Origin of the sequence: Cryptosporangium phraense (genome assembly GCF_006912135.1) — a bacterium.
In the GTDB taxonomy this organism is placed as follows: Bacteria; Actinomycetota; Actinomycetes; order Mycobacteriales; family Cryptosporangiaceae; genus Cryptosporangium; species Cryptosporangium phraense.
The window spans coordinates 57,105-81,522 of the sequence record NZ_VIRS01000026.1; the positions used below are offsets into that span (position 1 = coordinate 57,105).

Below are 24,418 nucleotides of genomic sequence, written 5' to 3' on the forward strand. Positions count from 1 at the left end.
CGCTCAGGGAAGCCGACCGTACCCCGTGGGTGCGACGAAAGGGTGCGCCGGGAGCGCGTCCCTCTCTTCCTCGCTGAGATTTTCTCGACCCGCTCTCGGCACTTTTCCCCACAGTCCCCAGCACCGAAGAGCACTTGAGATCTCTCTAGATAACTGATTCGTAGTCGTCGTAGGGGTTGTGGAAACGGTGGAGATCGAGCGTCTGCGCAGCGTGCGCAAGTTATGAACGTGTGGACATCCGGTGGGGACGTTGGGGATGACGAGAGGCCTGTTGTGGAGAGCGTTCGGTTGTCCCCCGTTGCCCACACGTAACCCACACCTGTCCGCACAGTTTTCACACAGGCGGAAGCCCTTTCCACAGAGTTATCCCCAGGCTGTGCATGAGTGCTGGTGAAACGGTGGACAGGGTTGGGGGCAGTGCGGTGGATGGAGGATGAACTGACCGCTCTAGCCAGGCGAATTACTCATACACACGTGTGGGAAGCGGCGTCCACATGATGTGGACGAAGAAGGGCTCCCGGCCGATGGCCGGGAGCCCTGGGGAAGCCTTGGGGAAAGCCGATCTACTGCTGTTGAGCGCGCTGTTTGATGCGGTTGGTGAGCTCGGCGATCTGGTTGTAGAGCGACCGGCGCTCGGCCATCATCTGGCGGATCTTGCGGTCGGCGTGCATGACCGTCGTGTGGTCGCGGCCGCCGAACGCCTGGCCGATGCGGGGCAGCGAGAGGTCGGTCAGCTCGCGACAGAGGTACATCGCGACCTGGCGGGCGTTGACCAGCACCCGGGAGCGTGACGAGCCGCAGAGGTCGTCCATCGAGACGCTGAAGTACTCCGCGGTGGCGGCCATGATCGTGGCTGCGGTGATCTCCGGGCCGCCGCCCTCGGGGATCAGGTCCTTGAGGACGACCTCGGCCAGGCCCAGATCGACCGGCTGACGGTTGAGGCTGGCGAACGCCGTCACCCGGATCAGCGCGCCCTCGAGCTCGCGGATGTTGGACTGGATCTTGCTGGCGATGAACTCCAGCACCTCCGGCGGCGCGGCCAGGCGCTCCTGGGCGGCCTTCTTCCGGAGGATCGCGATCCGGGTCTCGAGGTCGGGCGGCTGGATGTCGGTGAGCAGGCCCCACTCGAACCGCGTGCGCAGCCGCTCCTCCAGCGTCGACAGCTGCTTGGGCGAGCGGTCGGAGCTGATGACGATCTGCTTGTTCGCGTTGTGGAGCGTGTTGAACGTGTGGAAGAACTCCTCCTGCGTCCGCTCGCGGCTCTCCAAGAACTGGATGTCGTCGACCAGCAGGATGTCGACGTCGCGGTAGCGGCGCTGGAAGGCCTGGGTCTTGTCGTCGCGCAGCGAGTTGATGAAGTCGTTCGTGAACTCTTCGGTCGAGACGTACCGCACGGCTCTGGCGTTGCCGAGCGACTGGGCGTAGTGCCCGATCGCGTGCAGCAGGTGCGTCTTGCCCAGCCCGGAACCGCCGTAGACGAACAGCGGGTTGTAGGCCTTGGCCGGCGCCTCGGCCACCGCGACCGCGGCCGCGTGCGCGAACCGGTTCGAGGAGCCGATGACGAACGTGTCGAACGTGTACTTCGGGTTCAGCCGGGCCGGCTCGGTCGGCCGCGGGGTCTCACCGCGCCGGATGCCCCGGTTGGCCGGCTCGACCGGAGCCTCCTGGCCGAACGCGGGCGAGTGGTGGCGGCCGCGGGTGTCGAAGCTCGGCGGGTAGGCGCTGCCGTCGTAGGGCTCGAAGCCGCCGGGGCGGGCCGCGCCGTACGGACCGGTCGCGCGGTAGGCCGGCTGCTGCTCGGGGTAGGCGGGTGGCGGGGCGAAGCTCTGCGGCGAGGCGAACCCGGGAACCCCGGCGGAGCCGACGACGGGGGCCGGGCCGCCCGGGATCGCGGCGCCGCCGGCGGCCGGGGAGGTGGGCTCGGGGCCGGCGGGCATCGTCGGTACGGGGCCGGTGGTGGCCGGACCTTCGTCGGGGGCCAGTGCCGACGGGCCCGCGGTCGTCGCGTCGGCCGGCGTCGACGTCGGGCCCGGCCTCGGCGGGGCGGGCTCGGGAACCTCGGCGGGCTCCCGGTCGGTGGCCGCGTGCCGGCCGCGCAGACGGTCCGGAGCCGGCGCGTCGAGCGGTTCGCCCGGGGGCGTCGCCGGAGCAGCCGACGAGTACCGGTCGGGGCTCGCGCCGTAGGCGGCCGGGCGTGCGCTCTCGCCGCCGTAGGGCCGGTACGGGTGCGGCGGCGGGAACTCCGGACGCTCGGCCCCGCCGCCGGCCGCGGCGGCGGCACCGCGGTAGTCGCGGAACTCGGGCTCCGGCGCGGGACCTTCGTCGTACCGGCCGGGGGCGTACGACTCCGGCTGCCAGTTGTCGACCGGAGGCAGATCGAGGACGTGGAGCTCCATCGTCTGTTGTTCGACCGGAACGCGCACCGTCACGGCGACGTTGACGGGCCGGCCCAACTGACGCGAGATCGCGTCGGTGATCACTCCGCGTAGTCGACTCTCGAACGCGTCCTTGGCGAACTGGTTGGGCGCCGCAAGGAGTGCGGTGTCCTCCACCAGCGCGAGAGGCCGGGTCAACCGGAGCCACGCCCGCTGCTGGGGACTGAGGTCCTGGTCGGCCAGGCTTTCCGTGGCCGCAGACCAGATGCCTTCGAGATTGACGCTCTCGTCGGTCACCATTCCCCCTGGTAGATAGCGTCTCACTCGGGCCGCCGATGCACTGTCCACACCGGTTTCCACACCCTGTGTATAGTGCGCGGGCCCCGACCTGAACCGGACATTTCGTTCCCCGGCGCCGACGGCGTGTCGGGCGGCCGCCCGTTTGAGGGGCTCACCAGGCCGAACGCCCCCGACTGCTCTGACGGGAGTTCCGACGAGAATCAACCAGGACCGGCAAACGGGCAGGCTAACAGCGTCTCTGAGCACGCAACAAGGCGTTGTCCACAGGCTGCGCCGACCCGTTGTCCCGTCCAAGGCCGTGGCCTGCGGGCATGCCTGATGTGCCAGATTGATTACGGGACCGGAGAGCGCGCCGAGACCGACGCGCAGGGTGAATCACGGTCACGGAGTGTGGAGGTTGTGGACCGCATTTGCTGGCTCTGTCCTGGCTCACGTACGCTGGAACCATCTATGGCTGTGCCGTGCGGAGATCACCGGTGTAGCCGAGCCGCCCGCAGTCCGACCTAGTTAGTACGTATCGGAGACCTCGACGTGAGCAAGCGCACCTACCAGCCGAACAACCGCCGCCGCGCGAAGACCCACGGCTTCCGGCTGCGCATGCGCACGCGGGCGGGGCGGGCCATCATCGCCGCTCGGCGCCTCAAGGGGCGCGCGCGCCTCTCCGCCTGACCAGGCAGGAGCGCGGCGTGCTGCCGGCGCACGCGCGGCTGCGGCGGCGCGAAGACTTCACCCGGGTGCTGCGCTCGGGCAATCGCGCGGGACGCAGCACGCTGGTCGTGCACGCCACCCTCGGTGGAGCATCGAACGACGCCGGCCCGACGGAGAACTCCGTCCGGGCCGGCTTCGTTGTCTCCAAGGCAGTCGGTAATGCCGTGATACGGCACCGGGTCGCGAGGCAGCTCCGCCACCTCGTCCGCGATCGGCTGTCGCAGCTGCCACCCGGCAGCACGGTGGTCGTCCGGGCTCTTCCGGCCGCCGCCGACCAAACCTCGGAGACGCTGGGCCGCGACCTGGACGGCGCATTCCGACGCATTCTGAAGGCTCGACGATGAGCACTGCTTCCCCTCGCCCTCCGGCCGGCCGCATGTCGCGGCTGCTGCTGGCCGTCCTGATCGCCCCGATCGAGGCCTATCGCCGGTGGATCAGCCCGGCGCTGCCGCCTCGTTGCCGGTTCCACCCCAGCTGCAGCGCCTACGCGCTGGAGGCACTGCGCACCCACGGCCCGGTGGCGGGAATCCTGCTGGCAGGCTGGCGCGTGATGCGCTGCCACCCGTTCCACCCCGGCGGGTACGACCCGGTCCCCTCGAAGGGGCCCTTCCGTCGTATCCGTGACCGCCGTCTGTCTGGAGCTACTCGGTGAACCTGAACTGGATCTACACGGGCATCTCGTGGATCCTGCTGCGCTGGCACGATCTCTGGGGCGGCCTGCTCCACATGCCGTCCGGCCCCGCCTGGGTGCTCTCGATCGTCTTCCTCGTGCTGACCGTCCGGGTCGTGCTGTTCCCGGTCTTCGTCCGGCAGATCAAGTCGCAGCGCGCGATGCAGGCGATCCAGCCGCAGATGAAGGAACTGCGCGAGAAGTACAAGAACGATCAGCAGAAGCTCCAAGCGGAGATGATGGAGCTCTACAAGCGGGAGAAGGCCAACCCGCTGATGGGCTGCCTCCCGATCTTCCTGCAGATCCCGGTCTTCATCGGTCTGTTCCACGTCCTTCGGCTGATCAACCCGAACTCGGATTCGGCCTTCAAGGCCATGACCACCGAGTACGGCTGGACCGCCGACCAGTTCAACAGCGCGTCCGAGGCCCGGATCTTCGGCGCGCCGATCGCCGCGGCCTTCCGGTCTACGACCGAACAGCTCGAGCAGTTGGACGCGAGCCGGCTCGCGGTGACGCTCGTCGCCGGCATCTTGATCATCACGATGGTCGCGACGACCTACATCACCCAGCGCCAGATGATCGCGCGCAACGGGGTGGCGGCCGACCCGACGCAGGCGATGGTCCAGAAGCTGATGCTCTACGGCATCCCGGCTTCGCTGCTGGTCTCCGGTGCGATCTTCCCGATCGGTGTCGTCGTCTACTGGGTGACGCAGAACTTCTTCTCGATGGGTCAGCAGTTCTGGGTGCTCAGCAAGATGCCGCTGCCGAAGCCCGGTGACCCCAAGGTCGACCCGGAGAAGGCGGCCGCGATGGCCCCGAAGCCGGGCGTCAAGCCGGTGAACCCGAAGAAGGGCGGCCGTCCGGCGGCGGCGCGCCAGCCGTCGTCCGGAAGTTCGGTCAAGTTCGACACCGCGCAGGCGCGAGCGGAGCGCGCGTCGGCCGCGGAGCAGGCGGCCAAGGCCGCTGAGGCGGCCGCGTCCGAGACCGGCGACGCCGAGAAGCCCGCACCGGTGCGCAAGCCGACGCCGGCGCGCGGCGGTGGCGGAGCGCGCCGTCCACAGGACAACCGGAACCGGAAACGGAAGGGCGGCCGGCGCTGAGCGTGCGCGGCCCCGACGGACTCATTCTTCAGCGCCCCACCGCGGCGGCGCGGCAGGCCAGGGAGTAACGATGACGGAGACGCAGCCCACCACCGCGCCGGCGGAGGAGGAGACAGGTACGGACCTGCTCGTGCGCGAGGGTGACATCGCCGGCGATTACATCGAGCGGCTGCTGGACATCCTCGACTTCGACGGGGACATCGACATGGACGTCGAGGGCGACCGGGCGATCGTCGCGGTGATCGGCGACGAGCTCGACGCGCTGATCGGTCCGCGCGGCGCCGTGCTCGACGCCCTGCAGGAGCTGACCCGGCTGGCGGTCGTGCAGCAGACCGGCGTCCGTAGCCGGCTGATGCTGGACGTCGGCGGGTACCGCGCGAAGCGTCGGCAGGAGCTGGTCGCGATCGCGAAGAACGCGGTCGAGCAGGCGCGGTCGCTGGGCGAGCCGGTCAAGCTCAGCCCGATGAACCCGTTCGAACGCAAGGTCGTGCACGACGCGATCAGCGCGATCGAGGACGTCCGGAGCGAGTCCGAAGGCGAAGAGCCGGAGCGTCGCGTGGTCGTCCACCTGCAGAGCGCATGATCTCCCTGGTGTCCGCTCGCGGCAGGGCGCTGTCGTGAGCGATTCGCCTCCTGCGAGCCCCGCCGGTCCGCCGGCGGGGCTCGCTGCTGTTGCGGCCTCGGTTTTCGGCTCGCGTCTGCCGCTGGCCGTCGAGTACGCCTCGCTGCTGTCTTCGGCCGGGGTGGAGCGCGGCCTGATCGGCCCGCGCGAGGCTCCGCGCCTCTGGGAGCGCCACCTGCTCAACTGCGCGGTGGTTGCTGACCTGTTCCCGGCGGGCGCCACGGTGGTGGACGTCGGGAGCGGCGCCGGGTTGCCCGGGATCGTGCTGGGGATCGTGCGGCCGGATCTGCGGGTGACGTTGCTGGAGCCGTTGGCTCGTCGGGCCGCGTTCCTGTCCGAGGCCGTGTCTCTGCTCGGTCTTTCGACGGTGACCGTGGAGCGGGGGCGCGCGGAGGAGGTCGTCGGGCGAGTGTCGGGGTCGATCGTGACCGCGCGGGCGGTGGCCCCGCTGGACCGGCTCGCCGGGTGGTGTCTGCCGCTCTGCGCGCCCGGCGGACGCATGCTGGCGCTCAAAGGATCGTCCGCGGCGGAGGAGATCACTGAACACGCCGCAGCGGTAGCGCGGGTCGGGGGCGTCTCCCCTCGTATCGTCGAATGCGGAAGCGGCATCGTCGACCCCCCGACGACCGTGGTCGAGATTCTCCGTGGTGATTCCGTTCGTGGAGTGGCCAGGTCCCGGCGTGCTGACGCCGGTGGTGATTCGTCCCGTCGGCGGCGGCCAGGTTCGGCTGCTGCGAGCCGTCGACGGAGAGGACCGCACGGACCATGACCGACAACGCGTCTCGGAAGCCCACCGCAGTGGGGTGGCCGGAGTTGAAGCCGGCTCGTGAAGCAGCGGTGGTCGAGCGGCCGGGGCGTGGGGCGTCGGATTTGGGGTGGCCGGAGTTCGAGCTCCTGGATGAGGTTTTGTCCTCGTCGGTGGGGCGGGCGGGCGGTTTGAGACCTGGGGATTTGAGGGTGGTCGCTGACGGTCCTTTGTCTACGGACGAGTCGGCGGGTTCTGGGCTTTTGGGTTCTGGGCTTTTGGAGTCTGGGCTTTTGGAGTCTGGGGCGGCGGGTTCCGGGACGGCGGCTGGGAGTGGGCGGGGGTTTGGGGCGGTTGGGCGGGATCGGGCTCGGGGGCTGGGGCCGGATGAGGGGCTGAGCGTTTCGGACGGGCGGCTGGAGATCGTTTCGCCGCCATCGATCGAGGAGCTTCTCGGGGGGTTGGGGGCTCGGGGGCGGGATGGCGCGCGTGAGCGCGGAGGGATGAGGGAGCGCGGCGGCGCGGGTGCGGTTGGACGCGGTGACGCGGGTGTGGTTGGGCGCCGCGGCGCGCGTGCGGTTGGGGGCGGCGGCGCGGCTGCGGTCGAGCGCGACGGCGCGGGTGCGGTTGGGCGCGGTGCGGTTGGGCGTGACGGCGCGGCTGCGGTCGAGCGCGACGGCCCGGGTGCGGTTGGTCGCGGTGACGCGGGTGCGGTTGGTCGCGGTGACGCGGGTGCGGTTGGTCGCGGTGACGCGGGTGCGGTTGGGGGCGGTGGCGCGGGGCGGCGCGGGGCGCACGACGGGAGCTTGCGTGGGACCGGGGCGCGCGATGACGGCGGCTCTGGGCCTGGCGCGTACGACGGCGGGATGCGTGGGACCGGGGCGCACGACGACGGTGGTCTGGATCGGCGTGTTGCACACGACGGCGAGATGCGGGGGCGCGAAGCCCATAACGGCGGATTGCGTGGGCGCGGGGCGCGCGATGGCGGCAGCTTGGTTTGGCGGGGCGCGCCCGACAGCGGCGCGGATGAGCGCAGTGGCGCGGATGGGCTGAGCAACGCTGATGGGCCCGGTAGTGCTGATGGGCCCGGTAGCGCGGAGGGGCTGAGTGGCGCGGAGGGGCTGAGTGGCGCGGAGGGGCTGAGTGGCGCGGAGGGGCTCAGTGGCGCGGAGGGGCTCAGTGGCGCGGAGGGGCTCAGTGGCGCGGAGGGGCTCAGTGGCGCGGAGGGGCTCAGTGACGCGGAGGGGCTCAGTGACGCGGAGGGGCTCAGTGGCGCGGGGCGCGATGCGGCGGATGCTTTCGTGGGGCCGGGTGGGTCTACCGAGCGGGCGATCTCGCACGACCGCGGCGAGCCGGCCGGACGAGATGAGTCGATGGCGCGCGGAGAAGCGTCCGGCCGGAACGCAGTGAACCAGAGCGGCGGATTGAACGAATCTCTGCGCGATCTCATCCACAGAGTTGTCGGTCGGGCAGAGGATTCGCGCGCCGGGACGGTACCGTCGGTAAGTGCCGGTGCGACCCTCGCCGATGCCTCTCCCCTTGAGCAAGGCGCAGCGACTGCAGCGTCGGCGGACACCGCTGAGCCCCCCAGGCCGGCTTCCCCCGAGTCCGGTATTGAACAGGTCCAGGAGATCGACGTGAGCGACCCCGCTCAGTCTGCCCCCCATTCTCTTACCAGCGGGGCGGGTGAGAGTCAGCGCCGAATCCGCGCAGTACTGGATGACGCGACGGCCGTTCCACGTGAAACGGCCCCCGACCCGTATGACGTTTCACGTGAAACAGACCCGCTGTCGATGGACGCGAGAGTCCTCCCGGGCGATGTTTCACGTGAAACAGAAGACGACGACCTACCGATCGCCATCGAGGCGCGCCGAGCCGTCCAGGTGCTCAACCCCGCCGGCGACGCGCTCCCCCGCCCGCCCGCTCGTCGCGTCATGTGCGTCGCCAACCAAAAGGGCGGCGTCGGCAAGACCACCACGACGGTCAACCTCGCCGTCGCCTTGGCCCTCCACGGCAGCCGGGTCATGGTCATCGACCTCGACCCGCAGGGCAACGCGTCCACCGGGCTGAACGTCGACCACCGAGCCGGCGTCCCGAGCACCTACGACGTCCTGGTCGACGGCATCCCGCTCGCCGAGGCAACGGTTGCTGTCGACGGGGTCCCCAACCTCTACTGCGTACCGGCGACGATCGACCTCGCGGGTGCGGAGATCGAGCTGGTCTCGGTCGTCGCTCGGGAGAACCGTCTCCGCCGGGCGATCGACGCCTTTCCGGCGGACATCGACTACATCTTCATCGACTGCCCGCCCTCGCTGGGCCTGCTGACCGTCAACGCGTTGGTCGCGGCCCGCGAGGTACTGATTCCGATCCAGTGCGAGTACTACGCGCTCGAGGGCCTCGGACAGCTGCTGCGGAACGTCGAACTGGTGAAGGCGCACCTGAACAACGACGTGCAGATCACCACGATCCTGCTGACGATGTACGACGGCCGCACCAAGCTCGCCGACCAGGTCGCCGCCGAGGTGCGGGGCCACTTCGGGGACGTCGTCCTGGGTGCGGTCATCCCCCGGAGCGTGCGCGTCTCCGAGGCGCCCGGATTCGGGCAATCGGTGATCACCTACGATCCTGGTTCGCGCGGATCGACGAGTTATCTTCAGGCTGCTCGGGAGATCGCGGAGCGCGGCTCTAGGGGAGGACACCTGTGAAGAACCGTCGCGGACTGGGGCGCGGCCTCGGTGCGCTGATCCCGGCAGCACCGCTGCCGGGCGAGGAGGAAGGCGGCGCGCCTGTCGCCGCCCAGCGGATGCCGTTCGCCACCGGCGCGACGGCCGTCGCCGCCGACGCGGCGCCCGACGATGAGTTCCCCGGCCTGGCGCCGGTGCCCGGTGCTCAGTTCCGCGAGGTGCCGGTCGACTCGATCGCCCCGAACCCGAAGCAGCCCCGCAAGGGCGAGTTCGACGAAGAGGCGATGGAGGAGCTGAAGACCTCTATCACTGAGGTCGGCATCCTCCAGCCGGTCGTGGTGCGGGAGAAGGGCACCGGCTCCTACGAGCTGATCATGGGCGAGCGCCGGTGGCGGGCGTCCAAGGCGATCGGGCGCGAGACGATCCCGGCCATCATCCGCGACACGAGTGACGACCACCTCCTCCGGGACGCCCTGCTGGAGAACATCCACCGGTCGAACCTCAACCCGCTCGAGGAGGCCGCGGCGTACCAGCAGCTGCTAGCCGAATTCGGGGTGACGCAGGAGGAGCTCAGCAAGCGGATCGGCCGCAGCCGCCCGCAGATCTCCAACACCATCCGCCTGCTGAACCTCCCGTCGGCCGTGCAGCGCCGGGTGGCCGCCGGAGTCCTGAGCGCCGGCCACGCCAGGGCCCTGCTCTCCTTGGACGACAGCGAGGCCCAGGATCGCCTGGCGACGAGGATCGTCGCCGAGGGGCTCTCGGTGCGGGCGACCGAGGAGATCGTCGCGCTGGGCGGAGACCCCGAGCCGGCCCCCGAGCGAGACAACCCGACGCGCCGCCCGAAGCTGCGCTCCCCCGGCCTGGAGGAGCTCGCCGGGCGCCTCTCGGATCGGTTCGACACCCGGGTGAAGGTGGACCTGGGCAAGCGCAAGGGCCGAATCACGATCGAGTTCGCGACGATCGATGACCTGGAGCGAATCGCGGACGCTATGGGGGTCGCGAGCCCGCCCGAGGAGCAGTAGCGCGGCTTTGGTCTTCCGAGGGCGGCCCCTACGGTGGGCCGCCCTTTCGCTTGCCCAACTGGGCCGTTGAGAACTAGGCCGCCGGCCCCCGATATCCGTGGTGCCTGCGACCGTCCGGGCGCAGGTGCGAGTGCCCGAATGCCCGCGCATCAATGGCCCAGAGGCACGACTCTTCGACGGCCGAACGACGCGCCATGAATTCACGACCAGATGGCGCTCGGTGACCGCCCGCCAGCTAATCCAAAGGCGCGGCGCGTGTGTCGGTAGTCCTTTCGAGCCCAACGCCTCGTATCTGCACGGTCGGCATCCGGGCTTCCCAACCTGGGCCCCCGAACCTGGCTCCCGGCCCCCGAGTCCCCTACGCGTGGGCCGTTCCCCCTCGGGCCTCGTGCGCGGGCCTCGCGCGCCTGTGCCCGTTCCGGCTCGGGCCTCGTGCGCGGGCCTCGCGCGCCCGCGCCCCTCCCCTCGGGCCACCGCGGGGCCTCGCGCCCGCGCCTCCTCGCCGAGGCCCCCGCCCGCACCCCTCGCTCGCGGCCCCCGCCCGGGCCCCCACGCCCAAGCCCCGTGCCCGGGCCTCCGCGCTCCGCGCCCGGACCCCTGCATTTGCGCTCTATGCATCTGCGCCTCCTGGACGCTCGGCCCCGACCCCGGCATCCGGCGCCCGGATGACCAGTTCTAGGTGCCCAGAACTCGGGGCCGATGTTCTGCACGCCTCGGGTCTGTATCTCGCCCCGCCGTGTTCGGACAACTGGGCGTGCGCCTCCGCTTGGCTAACTCGGATGGCACTGCGCCTGGAGGTCCGGACGACAGTGGATCCACAGGCCTGGCCGCCTGCAATCCTGAATGCGCCCGCACGCCCGCACGCCCGCACGCCCGCACGCCCGCACGCCTGGGCGCCCGCACGGCCGAGCGGCCGTATGCCCGCACGCCGCATGCGCGGGCACCTGACGCCACGCGCGCGGGCCCAAGCCGATGCCGATGCCGATGCCGGGGCCTCCGACGCTCGCAATTCCAGTGGCCAGACATCTGCGCCTCGGCGTGTGATGGTGGCCTGGCAGGACTGGCGCTCGCAGGAGTCGCGCGTACGAGGGTCGCGCTCGCGAGGGCCTTCTGGGGAGGCTCGCGCATCCGCATGTCGGGCTTCCGAGGCTCGAACGCCCAGCCATGGCACGTTGTGCTTTTCCAAGCATGCGCTTCGCCTCTTACGCATGAGCTTCGCTCCCTGGCGTTCGTGCAATCGGTGGTCGGACCCCCCTCGAGCGGACGACTGCCGCCTCACGCTCGAATACTTGCGCGTGGATGCTCGTCAGCGACTCTGCCCCGGTGCCTACCTCCGCCCAGGTCCGCGCTCGGAGGCCGCCGGCCCCTACCCGGTTCATCCGACGGCTTGGATGCCAGTGCGCCGGACGCCGGCCTGTGTGGTCAGTCATCGCGACGCCGGGCTCTTCATCCGGCCGGGTCTTCGCGTTGCGCGGGTCTCGACGAGGCGAGTTGCCGTGCGGGAGCGCTCGCATGGCGCATCGGCGTTCCCGCCGCGGTCCACGACCCCCATTACCCGGACCTCTTCGCCTAGTGCTCCTCTCGCCCTCGGGTCTGCGCTTTCCGGTGCACCTGATGCCTACGCGCTGTCCGCCGGAGGTGAGCCCCGCAGACGTGCGCATCTGGAGGCGCATGGTGGCGTGCCCGCTCCTCCGGGGCCGCGTGACGAGATGCGGAGTTCCCGCGTGCCGCTGTTTCTCAGTGCGATGTGGCGGGCCTGCAGGTGTTCTTGATCGCCATGGTGGGGCAAGACTGCAGCTAGGACCTTGCCAGCGGGTCACTGTCGGGCGATGACTGATACGCACGCCGCCGGGGTGACGCCCGTGTGTGCGGCCGTCAACGATTGCCTCTATGGCCCGGACGCCTCTTTCGGCCAGGCAGAACTCGGCTGATCGCGGTTAGGTCAGTTCCTCCGTGGATGGGGCTGCGCCGCTTGTTTCACGTGAAACGGAGGCGTGGGGGGTGGAGCTCGATCCGCTTGATACTGGTAGAGCGCCGCGGCTGGCGTGAGTCGGAGAGGTTCTGTGCAGGCGACACGGCTGGCTACGCAACGCCGTGTAGGTATGGCGGCGGCTTCCAGGGCCCGGGCGAGGGCACACGCTGGATGCCGGAAGACCCCGGGGTCGAGCTCGACTGCGGGAGTGCTGAGTCGGCAGGCGGTCTGAAGATGAGACCGTCAGAGGTCCTTCTGGCTGCCTTAGCGGTCCTTCGCGCAACCTCCAGACATGGCCGGCCCTGCTCCGGCTATAGCCACGCCAGCGCCCCTATGCTTCTCTCTCCGAACTGGGCGGTCAGACATGCTCAGTCCGGTCGGCCTGAATTGGATCTTGGCGCACGTTGAAGCCAGCGGAGCGAGGGCAGGCCTTGGGTCTGCGCCGTGGCGTGCGAGTCACGCGACGCGAGGTGCCGACGCGGTCGCGGGGCGGAGAGGAGAGGGGCGGGTCCCCGGCTCGTCGGCCCGCTAAATGGACTCCCAAATGGACCGCCAACGCGGATTCTGATTGATGACGGGGCGTCGGAGATCCAGGCATGTGAAGTCATCGGGTCGACGGCGCGGACCCAGTGCGGCTCACGACGCCTCATTTGCCGCGGCGCAACTGTGGTCATGACTGTGACTTCAGCGCCGCAATGATGAGGTGAAGTCTTGCCGGCTGAGACGGAACAGCGCTCAGTGCACGCAGGAATATGTCTTGGAGGATGCCGACCTCGTTCGAGGGCTCGGAGGCTGCTCTGCGGAACGATGCCCGGTAGGAGGGCGCCCCGCGGAACGGGTCGTCCGGAGGCGAGACCCATGCAGCCCGCGCGCCGGCTCTCGAAGGAGTGTGGAGGGTCGCAGATATTGGGGTGGGCGGCCTCCGGGCTCAGCAGGGAAGATAGAGGCATGTCCGAGCCTCTCCCCCGCCTCCGTCGATTCCTCGCGCCCGTCCTGCGCGCCGAGCGACGTCGCCTCGCGGAGCGTCCGGTCCGTCGGTAACACCCCCGCGCGGCTGCCAGCCCGAGCAGCCCGCACCGGACCAACCTGACTCGAACGACCCCGCGCCGTCAGCCTGGTTCAGGCTGCTTGCCACCGGGCATCTGCGCGTCCAGCCGCACTGCCGCGGCGGCGCCCCCTTGAACGCCTCGAAGGTCTGGAGAGACCGTGCATCCAGCAGTAGTGGTGAACCCGCCGTTGACTGACGCCCTTCTGGACCACCTCGTCGACATGTGGGTGCGCGTCACCAACGAAGGTGGGTCGGTCGGGTTCGTGCCGCCGGTTACGGCCGACGATATTCGTCCGACGGCGGCTCGGTCTTTCGAGAAGGTGCGTCAGGGGACCGATGCTCTGGTTTGTTTGACTCTTCCGGCGGAATCCGACAAAAACGCTCAAAAAAGTGACCCCGTAGGATCCTTCCAGGACGCTCAGAACGAGCTCGCCAATGTCTCCGGTACCAAATCGGACAATCGCGCCTCTACGGCCCTCTCAGGGCCGCTTCCGGGCGGGCGGGTCGTGGCGTGGTTGTTGCTCGCTGAGAGCGAGAGTCTTCTGCGGCGGCATTGGCGGACTGTCTACCGGGTGCAGGTCGATCCGAAGCATCAGGGTGCCGGATTGGGTACCGCTCTGATGGCGGCGGCCGCTGCCTATGCCAAGGACGCCCTGGGGTTGGAGGCGCTCACCTTGATGACTCGCAGCGGCACCGGGGCCGAACGGTTCTACAAGCGTTGCGGCTATCGGGAGGTCGGTCGTATCCCTGGTGCCATTCGCGTGGCTCCGAACGACAGTCGCGACGAAGTCCACTTCTGGCTCGACCTCTGACGCGCCGGCGCCAGCCGCCTACGGCGGCCACCGGCGCCAGCGGCCTACGGCGGCCACCCGCGCCAGCCGCCTACGGCGGCCACCCGCGCCAGCCGCCTACGGCGACAAGCGCGAGCCGCCTGCGGCGACAAGCGCGAGCCGCCTGCAGCGGCAAGCGCCGACCCCAAGCCTCACTACCCCGAACTACGACCGCTTGATCGCCTGCTCCACCAACTCAGCCAACACGGCCCCGAAGTCCAACCCCGCCGCCTGCACCGCAATCGGCAGAAGGCTCGTCTCGGTCAACCCCGGCGACACGTTCACCTCGAGCACCTGGATGCCACCCGACTCATCCACCAGCAGGTCCACTCGCGACAGATCCTGCAGCTCCAACGCATCGTGTGCCGCGACCGCCGTCTCCGCGACCCGCTCCGCGGTCTCCGGGTCGAGCCGAGCCGGCGCATGCCAGGTCGTCGTCCCCGCCGTGTACCTCGCCGTGTAGTCGTAGACCCCGTCCGCGGGGACGATCTCCACCGCGGGCAACGGCTGTGGCCCCATCGCCGAATCGATGACGCTCACCGCGATGTCCGCCCCGCTGGCGAACCGCTCGATCAGCGCGGTGTCGCAGTACCCGAAGCACCCGACCATCGCGCTCGGCAGTTCCTCCACCGTGCGCACGGCTTGTGCGCCCAGGCCCGAACCGCCCGAGGCCGGCTTCACCATCAGCGGCATACCCAGCCGCTCGACGATCCGGTCCAGCAGCGTCTGGGCACCGAGCTCGCGGAACGTCTCGTGCGGCAGCGCGATCCAGTCGGGAGTCGGCAGGCCGACCGCCCGCAGCGTCGCCTTCGCGGCCGCCTTGTCCCAGGCGACCCGCGACGCATCCGCACCGGCGCCCACGTACGGGATGCCGAGCAGGTCCAGCACTCCCCGGAGAGACCCATCCTCGCCGCTGGCTCCGTGCAGCGCGATGAACACCGCGTCCGGCCGGTCGGTCTCGAGCGCGGTCAGCAGGCCCGCGTCGACGTCACGGATGGTGGCGTCTACGCCGCTGCGACGCAGCGCGTCCGCGACCCGGCGTCCGGATCGCAGCGACACCTCACGCTCGTAGGAGAGGCCACCGGCCAGGACGAGGACGTGCCTGCTCATGCCAGCTCCGGTCCAGGTGCGAACGAGGTACGGGACGCCGGGCCACCGTGCGGGCCGCGGCGGACAGCGGACGGCGTGTTGAAGACCTGGCGCAGCTCGGTCTCTTCCTCGATCACCGTGGCCAGCCGGCGGATCCCTTCCCGGATCCGGTCGGGCGACGCGGACGAGAAGCACAGCCGCATGTTCTGGCGGCCCATCCCATCGGCGTAGAAGCCGATGCCGGGCACGTACGCGACCTTGTGAGCCAACGCCCGGGGCTGCATGGCCTTGGTGTCGAGGCCGTCACCCACGGTCGCCCACACGAAAAAGCCACCACGCGGGTGCGTCCAGGTGATCCCGGACGGCATGGTGGCCGACAACGCGTCCAACATCACATCACGGCGCTCCCGGTAGATCTCCCGGAACACCTTCAGCTGCTCACGCCACGGGTACTTCCCGAGGTACTCCGACGCGATCATCTGCGTCAGCATGGCCGGGCTCAGCACCTGCGACTCGTTCACCAGCACGAGCTTCTCGCGGACGGCCGGCGGCGCCAACACCCAGCCGGTACGCAGGCCCGCGCCGAACATCTTCGAGCACGACCCCAGGTAGATCACCCGGTCCGACGAGCGGGCCCGCAGCGCCTGACCCGGCCCCTCCTCGAAGCCGAGCAGCCCGTACGGGTTGTCTTCGATGATCAGCAGGTCGTACTTCTCGGCCAGCTCCACGACCGCGTCCCGACGCGATTCGGTCAGCGTCACCCCGGTCGGGTTCTGGAAGTTCGGCACCGTGTACAGGAACTTCACCCGCCGTCCCTCAGCCGCTAGGCGGCGCAGGGTCTCGTCCAAAGAAGTTGGTATGAGACCGGAAGCGTCCATCGGGACGTGCACCACCTCGGCCTCGGCCGCGGCGAACGTCCCGAGCGCTCCGACGTACGAGGGACCCTCGGCGAGCACGACGTCGCCCGGGTCGAGGAACAGGTGGGCGATCAGGTCGAGGCCCTGCTGGGAGCCGACCGTGATGACGACGTCCTCGGCCGAGCCGATGACGCCCTCGACGGCCATGACCTCGCACACGAGCTCACGCAGCCGCAGGTCGCCCTGGCCGGTGCCGTACTGCAGGGCCTCGGCGCCGCGGTCGCGGATCAGTGCAGCGGTCAGGTCGGCGATCTCGTCGAGCGGGAGTGCGGATACGAACGGCGACCCACCGGCCAGCGACACGATCTCCGGCCGGCTCGCCATTGCGAACAGTGCCCGAACCTCGGAGACGGTCATGCCGCGCATACGCCCGGCATAGCGATCGGTGTAGTCGTCCAGTGTCGTACCGCTCATGCGCTCGCCTTCCGCATCGACAGTGCCGTCGAGCATTCTGCGACTCCAGCACCCGCGATGAACAAGGCATTTAGCCGCTGGAGTCCAGCAGCCAGAGTACCGACCGGCGCGCCCAACCCTTTCGCGCCACCGGTGACCCCCTTACCATGATCAATCGGGCAGCCCCGAATCCAGGACGCAGAGGGAGGTCGATCCGCTGATGTCACGTCGGCTGGTCAGCCTCACGCTCGACACGCTGGAAGACCTTCCCACCCGGTGCCGTTCCTGCGTGTTCTGGGAGCTCGATCCGGTCAGCCAGGATCGGGCGATCGAATGCGGTGATCCCGCGCTCGAAAAAGAGGCCTGGATTTCGTCCACGCTGCTCGAATGGGGATCCTGCGGCAAGCTCGCCTACGTCGACGGCGTCCCCGCCGGCTACGTGCTGTTCGCCCCGCCGGCCTACGTCCCGCGGTCGGTGGCTTTCCCGACCAGCCCGGTTAGCGGCGACGCCGCACTCCTCATGACGGCCTACATCATGCCTCAGTTCGTCGGAGGCGGCCTGGGACGCATGCTGGTACAGGGAGTGGCCAAAGACCTCACCAAACGCGGTGTGAAGGCGATCGAGGCGTTCGCGGACGCCCGCTGGGACCAGCCGCAGTGCCTGGTCCCCGCCGACTACCTGCTCGCGGTGGGCTTCAAGACCGTCCGGCCGCACCCGCGCTGGCCGAGGCTCCGCCTCGACCTGCGCACGGCGCTCTCCTGGAAGTCCGACGTCGAGTACGCGCTGGAGAAGCTCCTGGGCTCGATGAGCCCGTCGCTGGCCCTGGGACCAGCACACCGCTCTAGCTGAACTGCATGGCCTTCAGTGCCGACAGGTCCAGAGATCCGGTCTTCACGTCGGCCTCGACCGGCAGGAACACCCGCTGCACGGCGATCAGGATCGCCTCCGCGACCGTGTCGCGGAACGCCGGGTCGATCAGCCGCGGCCGGTCGATCGGCGAGCTCAGGTAGCCCAACTCGATCTGGACGGCCGGCATGCGCGTGAGCCGCAGGATCTCCCAGGTCTTCGCGTGCGTGTGGCCGTCGAGCAGCCCGGTCCGAGCCGCGATCTCCCGCTGCACGAGCCCGGCCAGCCGCTCCCCCACCGTCGAGCTGACGCCGGACCCGGTGCCGTAGTGGTAGGTCGCGACGCCGTTGGCGGCCGGGTTCGGGTTGCTGTCGATGTGCAGGCTGATCAGCAGGTCGGCCCCGAGCGTGTTGGCCAGCGCGGCCCGCTCGGCCCCGGTGCGCTCGTGGTCGCGGCCGCGGGTGAGGTCGGCCCGGACGCCGATCGCCGAGAATCGGCCCTCGAGCCGGTTGGCCAGGTCGTAGACGAGGTTCGCCTCGGTCCAGGTCATCGGGCCGTCCTGGGCCATCATGCCCGGGTCGTTGCCGCCGTGGCCGGGGTCGATGACCACGCGCTTGCCGGAGAGCGCCGGCCCGGCGTGGTACAGCATCGCCGACTCGCGGAGCAGCTGCGGACGCCCACCGACGACCTTGCGGCCCAGCTGGCGCAGCGCACGCATCGTCAGCGTGCCCATCGTGCCGTCGGCGGCCAGCCCGACCTCGCGCTGGAACGCGCGCAGCGCGGTCTCGGTGCGCTGGCCGAAGATGCCGTCCGCGCGGCCGACGTCGTAGCCCATCTCGAGCAGCCGCTCCTGCAGCGTCCGGACGTCGTCGCCGAGCATCGGCTCGCTCACCGAGCGGTGCAGCACCCGGTCGCCGAGCCGCCAGCGGGCGGCAACCAGCGATCGCCAGGTCTCCGGCCCGACGACGCCGTCGACGCTCAGGCCGCGGGACTGCTGGAACTCGCGCAGCGCGAGCTCGCACACCGCGTCGAACAACACGTCGTCCGGCGATTCGGGCCCGGAATCAGCGATCAACCCCAAAGTCACCAGCGTCGACTTGACCTCAGCGGCCGCCGGACCCGTGGTGCCACGCTTGATGAACTGCATGGGGTCAGCTCGCTCCTTCCATCCGCGACCCTTCGGTCGGGGGAACCGAAAAGGGGAACCGGCCGGAGGGCTCCGGACCGGCGTAGGGCCGCGACCAACGACCGTAACGCGTCGCGGCCACGACAGCGCACCGTAGCGCGCCACGGCGAGTCGCGTGTCGGCTATGTGCCCCTGAATCGACGCTCTGTACCGCCGCGACCGGACCGTCCGAACAAAGCGAAAGCTCCGGTCGCAGTTCGCGACCGGAGCTTTAGCAGGTCATAAGGTTACAGAGCGCTTTCGATCATCTTGACGATCTGACCCTTGGGCTGCGCGCCGATGATCGAGTTCACCTGCTCGCCCCCCTTGAACACGGTGATCGTCGGAATCGACATCACACCGTAGTCGCGGGCGGTGTTCGGGTTCTCGTCGATGTTGAGCTTGACGAGCTGGATCTGCTCACCGAGCTCGGCGGCGATCTCGTCGAGGACCGGCGAGACCTTGCGGCACGGTCCGCACCACTCGGCCCAGAAGTCGACGACGACGGGCTTGTCGCTCTGCAGGACGTCAGCGGTCCAGCTGGCGTCCGTGACGGCCTTGGCGTTACCCATTCCTTGCTCCTTCTGCGGGGTGATACGGGAATTACTCGGTCAGCGCGGCGACGTACTTCTCGGCGTCGAGGGCCGCCACACAACCCGTGCCGGCCGCGGTGATCGCCTGCCGGTACGTGTGGTCGACGAGGTCACCACACGCGAACACGCCGGGCACGTTGGTGCGGCTGCTCGGAGCGTCGACCTTCACGTAGCCCTCGGTGTCGACCTCGACCTTGCCCTCGAACAGCGCGCTACGCGGGGTGTGGCCGATCGCGATGAAGACGCCTTCGGCGTCGAGCGTCGACTCCTCGCCGGTGACGGTGTCCTTCAGGCGGACGCCGACGACCTTGCCGCCGTCACCGAGGATCTCGGTCGGGACGCTGTTGACGCGGAAGTCGATCTTGTCGTTGGCCTTGGCCCGGTCGACCATGATCTGCGAGGCGCGGAACTCGTCGCGCCGGTGGACGATCGTCACCGTGTCGCCGAAGCGGGTGAGGAACGTCGCCTCCTCCATCGCCGAGTCGCCACCGCCGATGACCGCGATCTTCTTGTTCTTGAAGAAGAAGCCGTCACAGGTCGCACAGGCCGACACGCCGTGGCCGAGCAGTTCCTGCTCGCCGGGGATGTTCAGCGGGCGCCAGGCCGAACCGGTCGCGAGGATGACCGCGCGGGCCTTGTACTCCCGCTGGCCGACCTTCACGGTCTTGATCGGGCCGGACAGGTCCACCTCGGTGACGTCGTCGGTCAGCAGCTCAGCGCCGAAAGCCTCGGCCTGCTTACGCATGTTGTCCATCAGGTCCGGGCCGTCGATGCCACCCGGGAAGCCGGGGAAGTTCTCGACCTCGGTGGTGGTCATCAGCGCGCCACCGGACTGGACGCCCTCGAAGACCAGCGGCTTGAGAGACGCCCGGGCGGTGTAGACGGCTGCGGTGTAGCCCGCCGGACCGGACCCGATGATGATCACGTTCCGGATCTCTTCGCTACCCACGTCTTCCTCCTGATCGCCGTGACAGTCACGCAAACGCCATGGTAGGTGCCCGCATTCCCGGGTGGCGGTTCAGCGTGCGACGGTGGCGCGGGCCCGTTCGTCGCCGGCTCCGCCGACGCCGCAGTCGGCTCCGGCGGCCACCACCACGAGCTGATTCGGATCGGCGTCCGGCGTGACGATGACGATCGCGGGCGCGCCTTCGAGGGTGGCGTAGTCGACCGCCAGCGGCTCGCCGAGGCCGAGGGCGCCCAGGCAGCCGGCGAGTTCGGCCGGGTCCCGCAGGCGCCTCAGCGCGGCCGGGTACGCGGCCGACGACGCGGGTGCGGGTGCGGCCTCGGTCGAGGGTCCGGGCGCGCGCGGCGAGGCCGCTGCCTCGGTCGGCCCGGAGAGCATGGCCCGGGCCTGCGGCCCGAGTTCCCCGACCGAATACGAAATACCAGAGACGTGGACGCTTCGCGGAGCGGACGGGGCCGAGAGCACACTCGGCCCGGCCTTGCTGTCGCCGGCCGAAGACGTCGTCGCGGAGTCGTCGCTGTTGAGCGCGTTCGACCGGACCACCGACACCCCGCAGAAGCCGATCGCCACGACTGCGGCGGCGGCGGCGATCCATTGGCCGATCCTGGTGGCCCGCTCCCGGCGGGCCCGCTGCGCGCTGAGCCGGTCCGTGGACGGGTCCGACGCCACCCAAGGCCCCGCCGGGCCGTCCTCGTCGGTCTCAGCGGCCCGGGCGGCGGGCTGAGCGGTGGGCTGGAGCGGCGGCTCGGCGGCCAGCGCCGCGTCGAGGCGCATGGCGACGTCGTCGGGCATCGAGACGTCGGGCAGGTCGCCGAGCGCGGTCGTGACCGCGGTCAGCTGCCGATAGGCGTCGGCCCACTCCTGGTCGTCGGCGATGCGGCCGGCCACCACATCGGCGTCCGGAGTGCCGTCGAGGAGGCCCTCGGCGTAGTCCGCCAGCTGATCGAGTTCGGACGGTGTCACCGAGCACCTCCTTCCGTGGGTTCGACGTGTTGTCCGCCGTCGGGGTTCCGTAGATGCCCGAGGCGCAGCGCGAGCCGGGCCCTCCCCCGGGCGCAGCGGCTCTTCACCGTGCCGACCGCCACCCCCAGCATCTCCGCGACGTCGGCGACCGGGTGGCCCTGGACGTCGACCAGCACCAGGGCGATGCGCTGCTCGTCCGGGAGCTCGGCCAGCGCGGCCTGCACGTCGATCGCCGTTTCACGTGAAGCAATCGGGTCGTTCGGCGCGGCCGGTGCGCGGTCGTCCTCGGGGAGCGGCACCGTCGGGCGGGCCTGGCGCCGACGTACCCGGTCGAGGCAGGCGTTGACCACGATCCGGTGCATCCAGGTCGTGACGGCCGCCTCACCGCGGTAACTGGCCGCCGACCGGTAGGCGGAGAGCAGCGCGTCCTGGAGAGCGTCGGCGGCGTCGTCGGCGTTGCCGATCGTCCGGAGGGCGACGGCCCAGAGCCGGTCCCGGTGTCGCCGCACGAGCTCGGCGAAGGCGTCGGGGTCCCCCTGCACGTGGGCGTGCAGCAGGCCCCGGTCGTCGAGCCCGCTGTGCGGCGGTCGCATGGACGCAGAGAGTAGAGCCTGCCGGCCACCGGAAGGTGGACGGCTCAGCTCTTGACCGTGATCTCGGAGATGGCGACCTGGTACTTACCGCGGTCGTTCGTCCCGGTGTCGGTGAGCCAGACGACCAGGAACGGTGTGCTGACCGGCTTCGAGAGCTTCACCGTGGTGCTGCCCGAGGAGGACGACTGCGACGGAGCGATCACCTTGTAGGGGGTGATGTCGGTCGGCTGCGAACTCGGCTGCTCGGTACCGGCCCGCAACTCGAAGGTCGCGCCCGCGTGGTCGAACCCGATCGTGACGCTGGAGACGTTCTTGTTGCCGCCCAGATCGAGCACGATGCCCATGCCCGGCTTGAAGTTGCCCAGCTTCGCGCTCTTGTACTGGTCGGTCTTCCACGACGTGCTCGTCTTGCCGTCGATGGCGTTCTCGAGGTCCTTCGCTTCCGCGAAGTCGCCGTCCGGCGGATCGAGCAGCGTCGCCCGGACGATCTTCACCGGGCCGCCGGTGGCCTGGGCCGGTGCGGACGTGCTGGGCTTGGTCGACGGACCCGACCCCTCGTCACCGCCACCGAAGTTCGGCAGCCCCAGCGCCGCGACGCCGACGATGACGCCGATCACGACCAGCACGCCGACGACGAGCACGCCGATACGCGTCCAGCGCGGGCCGCCGGTGTCGGGCTCGGGCGCCAGCACGGCCAGCGCGCTCAATGCCGGGTCGGCGACGTCGTACCGGCGCAGTTCGCTCGCCAGATCGGCGGCGGTGGGCGGCGGCACGGCCGGGTCGAGCAGGTCCATCGTCAGCGCGTCGAGGTAACCCGGGATGCCGGCCCGGATCTGACGCGGCGAGCACATCCGTCCGTCGACGCGGGTGGCGTCGGGCAGGCCGGTGCGGTGCGGGGGAAGTACGTCCGGCCACTGACCGGTCAGGCCCGCGTAGAGCAGGCCGCCGAGGGCCCTGATGTCGGACGGCTGTTGCCCCGGCCCACCCAGGTGGAGATCGACGAGCGTCACCTCGTCGTCGTTACCGATGAGGACCGTCGACGGCGTGAGGTTGCCGTGGGCGTGGCCGGTGGCGTGGATGCCGGCGAGCGCGTCGGCCGTGTTGCGGACGAGCGCGGCCGCGCGCGCCGGATGCAGTGGACCGGCGGCGAGCGTGTCGAACAACGTCTGGCCGTGGACCCACTCGCGGACGACGTAGGCACGCGGGCCCTCGTCGACGGCGTCGTAGACCCCGATCACCGACGGATGGACGATGCGCCCGGCGGCAACCGCCTCGGCGATCATCTGTTCGGCGGCTTCTCCGCCCGGAACCCGCAGTTCGATGGAGACCGTGCGGTTGAGCAGATTGTCGGTACCCCGCCAGAGTGCGTGCCCGGACGCCGCATCGGCGTACAGAGCCTCTTCCAGCCGGTACCGGCCCGCCAGCACCTCGCCCTGAACGGGCGCGCCGACCTGTGTCACAACCCGCCCTCCCGCAGTATCGACCGCTCCGCCCCTCAGGGTAGGCCGTGCGGCGGCTACTGGGGACAGGTCCATCCTGCCTGTTCCGGCGCGTCGTACGCCACAGGATGAACAGCACTCATAACGAGTGAGTGATCTCGGCGATCACGTTAGCGCGGCGATGCACGTCGGTCCGAGGTGGCCCGATCGGGTGTCGCGGCAGTTCACACCGGTCGGGAACGACCGCGGGGCGGTCCCGGCGCTCGCGCACCGGTCCCGCCCCGCTGTGTCTCACCCAAGAAAATTCTCAGACTCAGACGAGACGGCGGACGACGTACGTGTTGCTCCAGATCTTGCGCTTCGCCACCGGCTGGCCGGTCGTCGACGCGTCCCACATGTAGCTGCCGCCGGCGTAGATGGCGGCGTGGGAGTAGTAGCTACCGCTACCGAACAGGATCAGGTCGCCGGGCAGCTTCGCCGACTTGCTGACCGCGCGCCCGTACTTCGTCTGCTGGGTCGCGCTGTGCGGCAGGCTCTTCCCGAACTGCTTGTAGACGTACTGGGTCAGGCCCGAGCAGTCGAAGTTGTTCGGGCCGGCCGCGCCGAACTTGTACATCTTGCCGGCCTGACGAGCCGCGGCCTTGACGACCGCGTTCCCGTTCGACACCGCCTTGACGTAGTGGTTCGGCGACAGCGTCTTGTGCGCGCTGGTGACGGCCAGCACCACTCGCCAGTTCGAGTTCCCGCCGATGGTGACGGTCCACTCGATCTGACCGGACTTGCGCGCGGTCTTCGTGCTGACCGACTTCCAGCCCGCGCTGGACTGGTACTGCAGCGTGAACTTCTTGAACGACGCGGGGTTACCGCTGACCGTCCCGATCGCGTGCAGCGTCGTCCGTGACCCGGTGCCGACGGACGTGGCTCCGGAGAGCCGTGCGCTGGCCGAATCCGCCGCCGCAGCCGGAGAGGCAGCGACACCGATCAGACCAACACCGAGGGATCCTGCGAGGACTCCGGCCACCACGGTCGCGCGCCGGGAGGCGGCGCGGTGTTTGGGGCCAGAGGTTGCGCGGTGGCGAGCACCGCCGGTGGTTTTGTCCGCGTACGAGACAGACTGATCCAATTCATCAGAACGTTCGTACTGTTTCGCGGGCAGGGCACACCGAGGGGAATGCACCGTATGCAAGGAGATTCCTTCCTGCACGCCTGCGAGGTGAGCTGTCGGGTTCGGGCGGGAAGGTTGATTGCCCGGCCGCGTGCTGTGCGGCTTCACCCCAGGGGTCGCACTCGGAATCGTGGTTCCGGCGACCCCGAACTTCTTGGGTCCCCCGTCCCTGTCCATTTGGTTGGCTACTCGAAGGGACACCGCGGATCTCGTG

The 24,418-nt window shown here is 69.8% G+C and carries 20 protein-coding genes and 1 riboswitch; of the genes, 10 read left to right on the top strand and 10 right to left on the bottom strand.

Annotation, left to right across the window (positions count from 1 at the left end; all coding sequences use genetic code 11):
* Nucleotides 1–563: 563 nt before the first annotated feature.
* Complete coding sequence (dnaA, locus tag FL583_RS29595) at nt 564–2,675, bottom strand: chromosomal replication initiator protein DnaA (RefSeq protein WP_142708143.1); 2,112 nt, start codon at nt 2,673–2,675, stop codon at nt 564–566.
* Between the two features lie 531 nt (nt 2,676–3,206).
* On the opposite strand from dnaA, the gene rpmH reads away from it, so the two are divergent.
* The 9 genes from rpmH to FL583_RS29640 all read left to right on the top strand — a co-directional run bounded on the left by rpmH (nt 3,207) and on the right by FL583_RS29640 (nt 14,058).
* The gene (rpmH, locus tag FL583_RS29600) at nt 3,207–3,344 is read left to right on the top strand and encodes a 50S ribosomal protein L34 (RefSeq protein WP_035859730.1); all 138 of its coding nucleotides are present in this window, start codon (nt 3,207–3,209) and stop codon (nt 3,342–3,344) included.
* 17 nt (nt 3,345–3,361) lie between these two features.
* Nucleotides 3,362–3,727, top strand: a complete 366-nt coding sequence (rnpA, locus tag FL583_RS29605; RefSeq protein WP_142708144.1) for a ribonuclease P protein component — start codon at nt 3,362–3,364, stop codon at nt 3,725–3,727.
* Complete coding sequence (gene yidD, locus FL583_RS29610) at nt 3,724–4,035, top strand: membrane protein insertion efficiency factor YidD (RefSeq protein WP_142708145.1); 312 nt, start codon at nt 3,724–3,726, stop codon at nt 4,033–4,035. Before rnpA ends, yidD begins: the two co-directional genes overlap by 4 nt.
* On the top strand, nt 4,032–5,153 hold the full coding sequence (gene yidC / locus FL583_RS29615; RefSeq protein WP_142708146.1) for a membrane protein insertase YidC: 1,122 nt from the start codon (nt 4,032–4,034) through the stop codon (nt 5,151–5,153). Before yidD ends, yidC begins: the two co-directional genes overlap by 4 nt.
* Before the next feature lie 70 nt (nt 5,154–5,223).
* Complete coding sequence (locus FL583_RS29620) at nt 5,224–5,736, top strand: Jag family protein (protein WP_142708147.1); 513 nt, start codon at nt 5,224–5,226, stop codon at nt 5,734–5,736.
* Nucleotides 5,737–5,770: 34 nt separating this feature from the next.
* Nucleotides 5,771–6,544, top strand: a complete 774-nt coding sequence (gene rsmG, locus FL583_RS29625) for a 16S rRNA (guanine(527)-N(7))-methyltransferase RsmG (RefSeq protein ID WP_142708148.1) — start codon at nt 5,771–5,773, stop codon at nt 6,542–6,544.
* A 1,400-nt stretch (nt 6,545–7,944) separates the two neighbouring features.
* A complete protein-coding gene (locus FL583_RS29630; RefSeq protein ID WP_420843219.1) occupies nt 7,945–9,225 on the top strand; it encodes a ParA family protein in 1,281 nt (426 codons plus the stop codon).
* Nucleotides 9,222–10,226, top strand: coding sequence for a ParB/RepB/Spo0J family partition protein (locus FL583_RS29635; protein ID WP_142708150.1), 1,005 nt, complete (start codon nt 9,222–9,224; stop codon nt 10,224–10,226). Before FL583_RS29630 ends, FL583_RS29635 begins: the two co-directional genes overlap by 4 nt.
* Nucleotides 10,227–13,422: 3,196 nt before the next feature.
* Complete coding sequence (locus FL583_RS29640; RefSeq protein WP_205752561.1) at nt 13,423–14,058, top strand: GNAT family N-acetyltransferase; 636 nt, start codon at nt 13,423–13,425, stop codon at nt 14,056–14,058.
* Nucleotides 14,059–14,241: 183 nt separating this feature from the next.
* On the opposite strand, the gene FL583_RS29645 is transcribed toward FL583_RS29640, so the two are convergent.
* Nucleotides 14,242–15,186 carry a D-alanine--D-alanine ligase family protein gene (locus tag FL583_RS29645; RefSeq protein WP_142708151.1) on the bottom strand — a complete coding sequence of 315 codons (945 nt, stop codon included), beginning with the start codon at nt 15,184–15,186 and terminating at the stop codon, nt 14,242–14,244.
* Nucleotides 15,183–16,496: an aminotransferase-like domain-containing protein gene (locus FL583_RS29650; RefSeq protein WP_142708152.1), complete on the bottom strand. Its 1,314-nt coding sequence runs from the start codon at nt 16,494–16,496 to the stop codon at nt 15,183–15,185. Before FL583_RS29650 ends, FL583_RS29645 begins: the two co-directional genes overlap by 4 nt.
* Before the next feature lie 199 nt (nt 16,497–16,695).
* Here FL583_RS29650 and FL583_RS29655 point away from each other — a divergent pair, with 199 nt between their 5' ends.
* Nucleotides 16,696–17,325, top strand: coding sequence for a GNAT family N-acetyltransferase (locus tag FL583_RS29655; RefSeq protein WP_142708153.1), 630 nt, complete (start codon nt 16,696–16,698; stop codon nt 17,323–17,325).
* Here FL583_RS29655 and FL583_RS29660 read toward each other — a convergent pair.
* The 7 genes from FL583_RS29660 to FL583_RS41175 form a co-directional block, all read right to left on the bottom strand.
* Nucleotides 17,318–18,469: an N-acetylmuramoyl-L-alanine amidase gene (locus tag FL583_RS29660; protein ID WP_142708154.1), complete on the bottom strand. Its 1,152-nt coding sequence runs from the start codon at nt 18,467–18,469 to the stop codon at nt 17,318–17,320. The genes FL583_RS29655 and FL583_RS29660 overlap by 8 nt on opposite strands.
* A 266-nt stretch (nt 18,470–18,735) precedes the next feature.
* Nucleotides 18,736–19,059 carry a thioredoxin gene (gene trxA / locus FL583_RS29665; RefSeq protein WP_142708155.1) on the bottom strand — a complete coding sequence of 108 codons (324 nt, stop codon included), beginning with the start codon at nt 19,057–19,059 and terminating at the stop codon, nt 18,736–18,738.
* A gap of 31 nt (nt 19,060–19,090) precedes the next feature.
* Nucleotides 19,091–20,029, bottom strand: a complete 939-nt coding sequence (trxB, locus tag FL583_RS29670; protein ID WP_142708156.1) for a thioredoxin-disulfide reductase — start codon at nt 20,027–20,029, stop codon at nt 19,091–19,093.
* A 69-nt stretch (nt 20,030–20,098) separates the two neighbouring features.
* Nucleotides 20,099–21,007 (bottom strand): hypothetical protein, encoded by a 909-nt coding sequence (locus FL583_RS29675; RefSeq protein WP_142708157.1) that lies wholly within the window; start codon nt 21,005–21,007, stop codon nt 20,099–20,101.
* Complete coding sequence (gene sigM / locus FL583_RS29680; protein WP_142708158.1) at nt 21,004–21,600, bottom strand: RNA polymerase sigma factor SigM; 597 nt, start codon at nt 21,598–21,600, stop codon at nt 21,004–21,006. Before sigM ends, FL583_RS29675 begins: the two co-directional genes overlap by 4 nt.
* 44 nt (nt 21,601–21,644) lie before the next feature.
* Nucleotides 21,645–23,060 (bottom strand): protein kinase family protein, encoded by a 1,416-nt coding sequence (locus tag FL583_RS29685; RefSeq protein ID WP_170323931.1) that lies wholly within the window; start codon nt 23,058–23,060, stop codon nt 21,645–21,647.
* 292 nt (nt 23,061–23,352) lie between these two features.
* Nucleotides 23,353–24,060, bottom strand: a complete 708-nt coding sequence (locus FL583_RS41175; protein ID WP_205752562.1) for a C40 family peptidase — start codon at nt 24,058–24,060, stop codon at nt 23,353–23,355.
* A gap of 167 nt (nt 24,061–24,227) precedes the next feature.
* Nucleotides 24,228–24,401: riboswitch (cyclic di-AMP (ydaO/yuaA leader) on the bottom strand.
* Nucleotides 24,402–24,418: the final 17 nt, after the last annotated feature.

What these genes read in the sequence shown, in the direction of transcription:
- FL583_RS29660 (WP_142708154.1), bottom strand. Translation starts at nt 18,469, where the DNA reads ATGCAGTTCATCAAGCGTGGCACCACGGGTCCGGCGGCCGCTGAGGTC.
- sigM (WP_142708158.1), bottom strand. Translation starts at nt 21,600, where the DNA reads ATGCGACCGCCGCACAGCGGGCTCGACGACCGGGGCCTGCTGCACGCC.
- FL583_RS29655 (WP_142708153.1), top strand. Translation starts at nt 16,696, where the DNA reads ATGTCACGTCGGCTGGTCAGCCTCACGCTCGACACGCTGGAAGACCTT.
- FL583_RS29650 (WP_142708152.1), bottom strand. Translation starts at nt 16,496, where the DNA reads ATGAGCGGTACGACACTGGACGACTACACCGATCGCTATGCCGGGCGT.
- dnaA (WP_142708143.1), bottom strand. Translation starts at nt 2,675, where the DNA reads ATGGTGACCGACGAGAGCGTCAATCTCGAAGGCATCTGGTCTGCGGCC.
- FL583_RS29645 (WP_142708151.1), bottom strand. Translation starts at nt 15,186, where the DNA reads ATGAGCAGGCACGTCCTCGTCCTGGCCGGTGGCCTCTCCTACGAGCGT.
- yidD (WP_142708145.1), top strand. Translation starts at nt 3,724, where the DNA reads ATGAGCACTGCTTCCCCTCGCCCTCCGGCCGGCCGCATGTCGCGGCTG.
- FL583_RS29620 (WP_142708147.1), top strand. Translation starts at nt 5,224, where the DNA reads ATGACGGAGACGCAGCCCACCACCGCGCCGGCGGAGGAGGAGACAGGT.
- trxA (WP_142708155.1), bottom strand. Translation starts at nt 19,059, where the DNA reads ATGGGTAACGCCAAGGCCGTCACGGACGCCAGCTGGACCGCTGACGTC.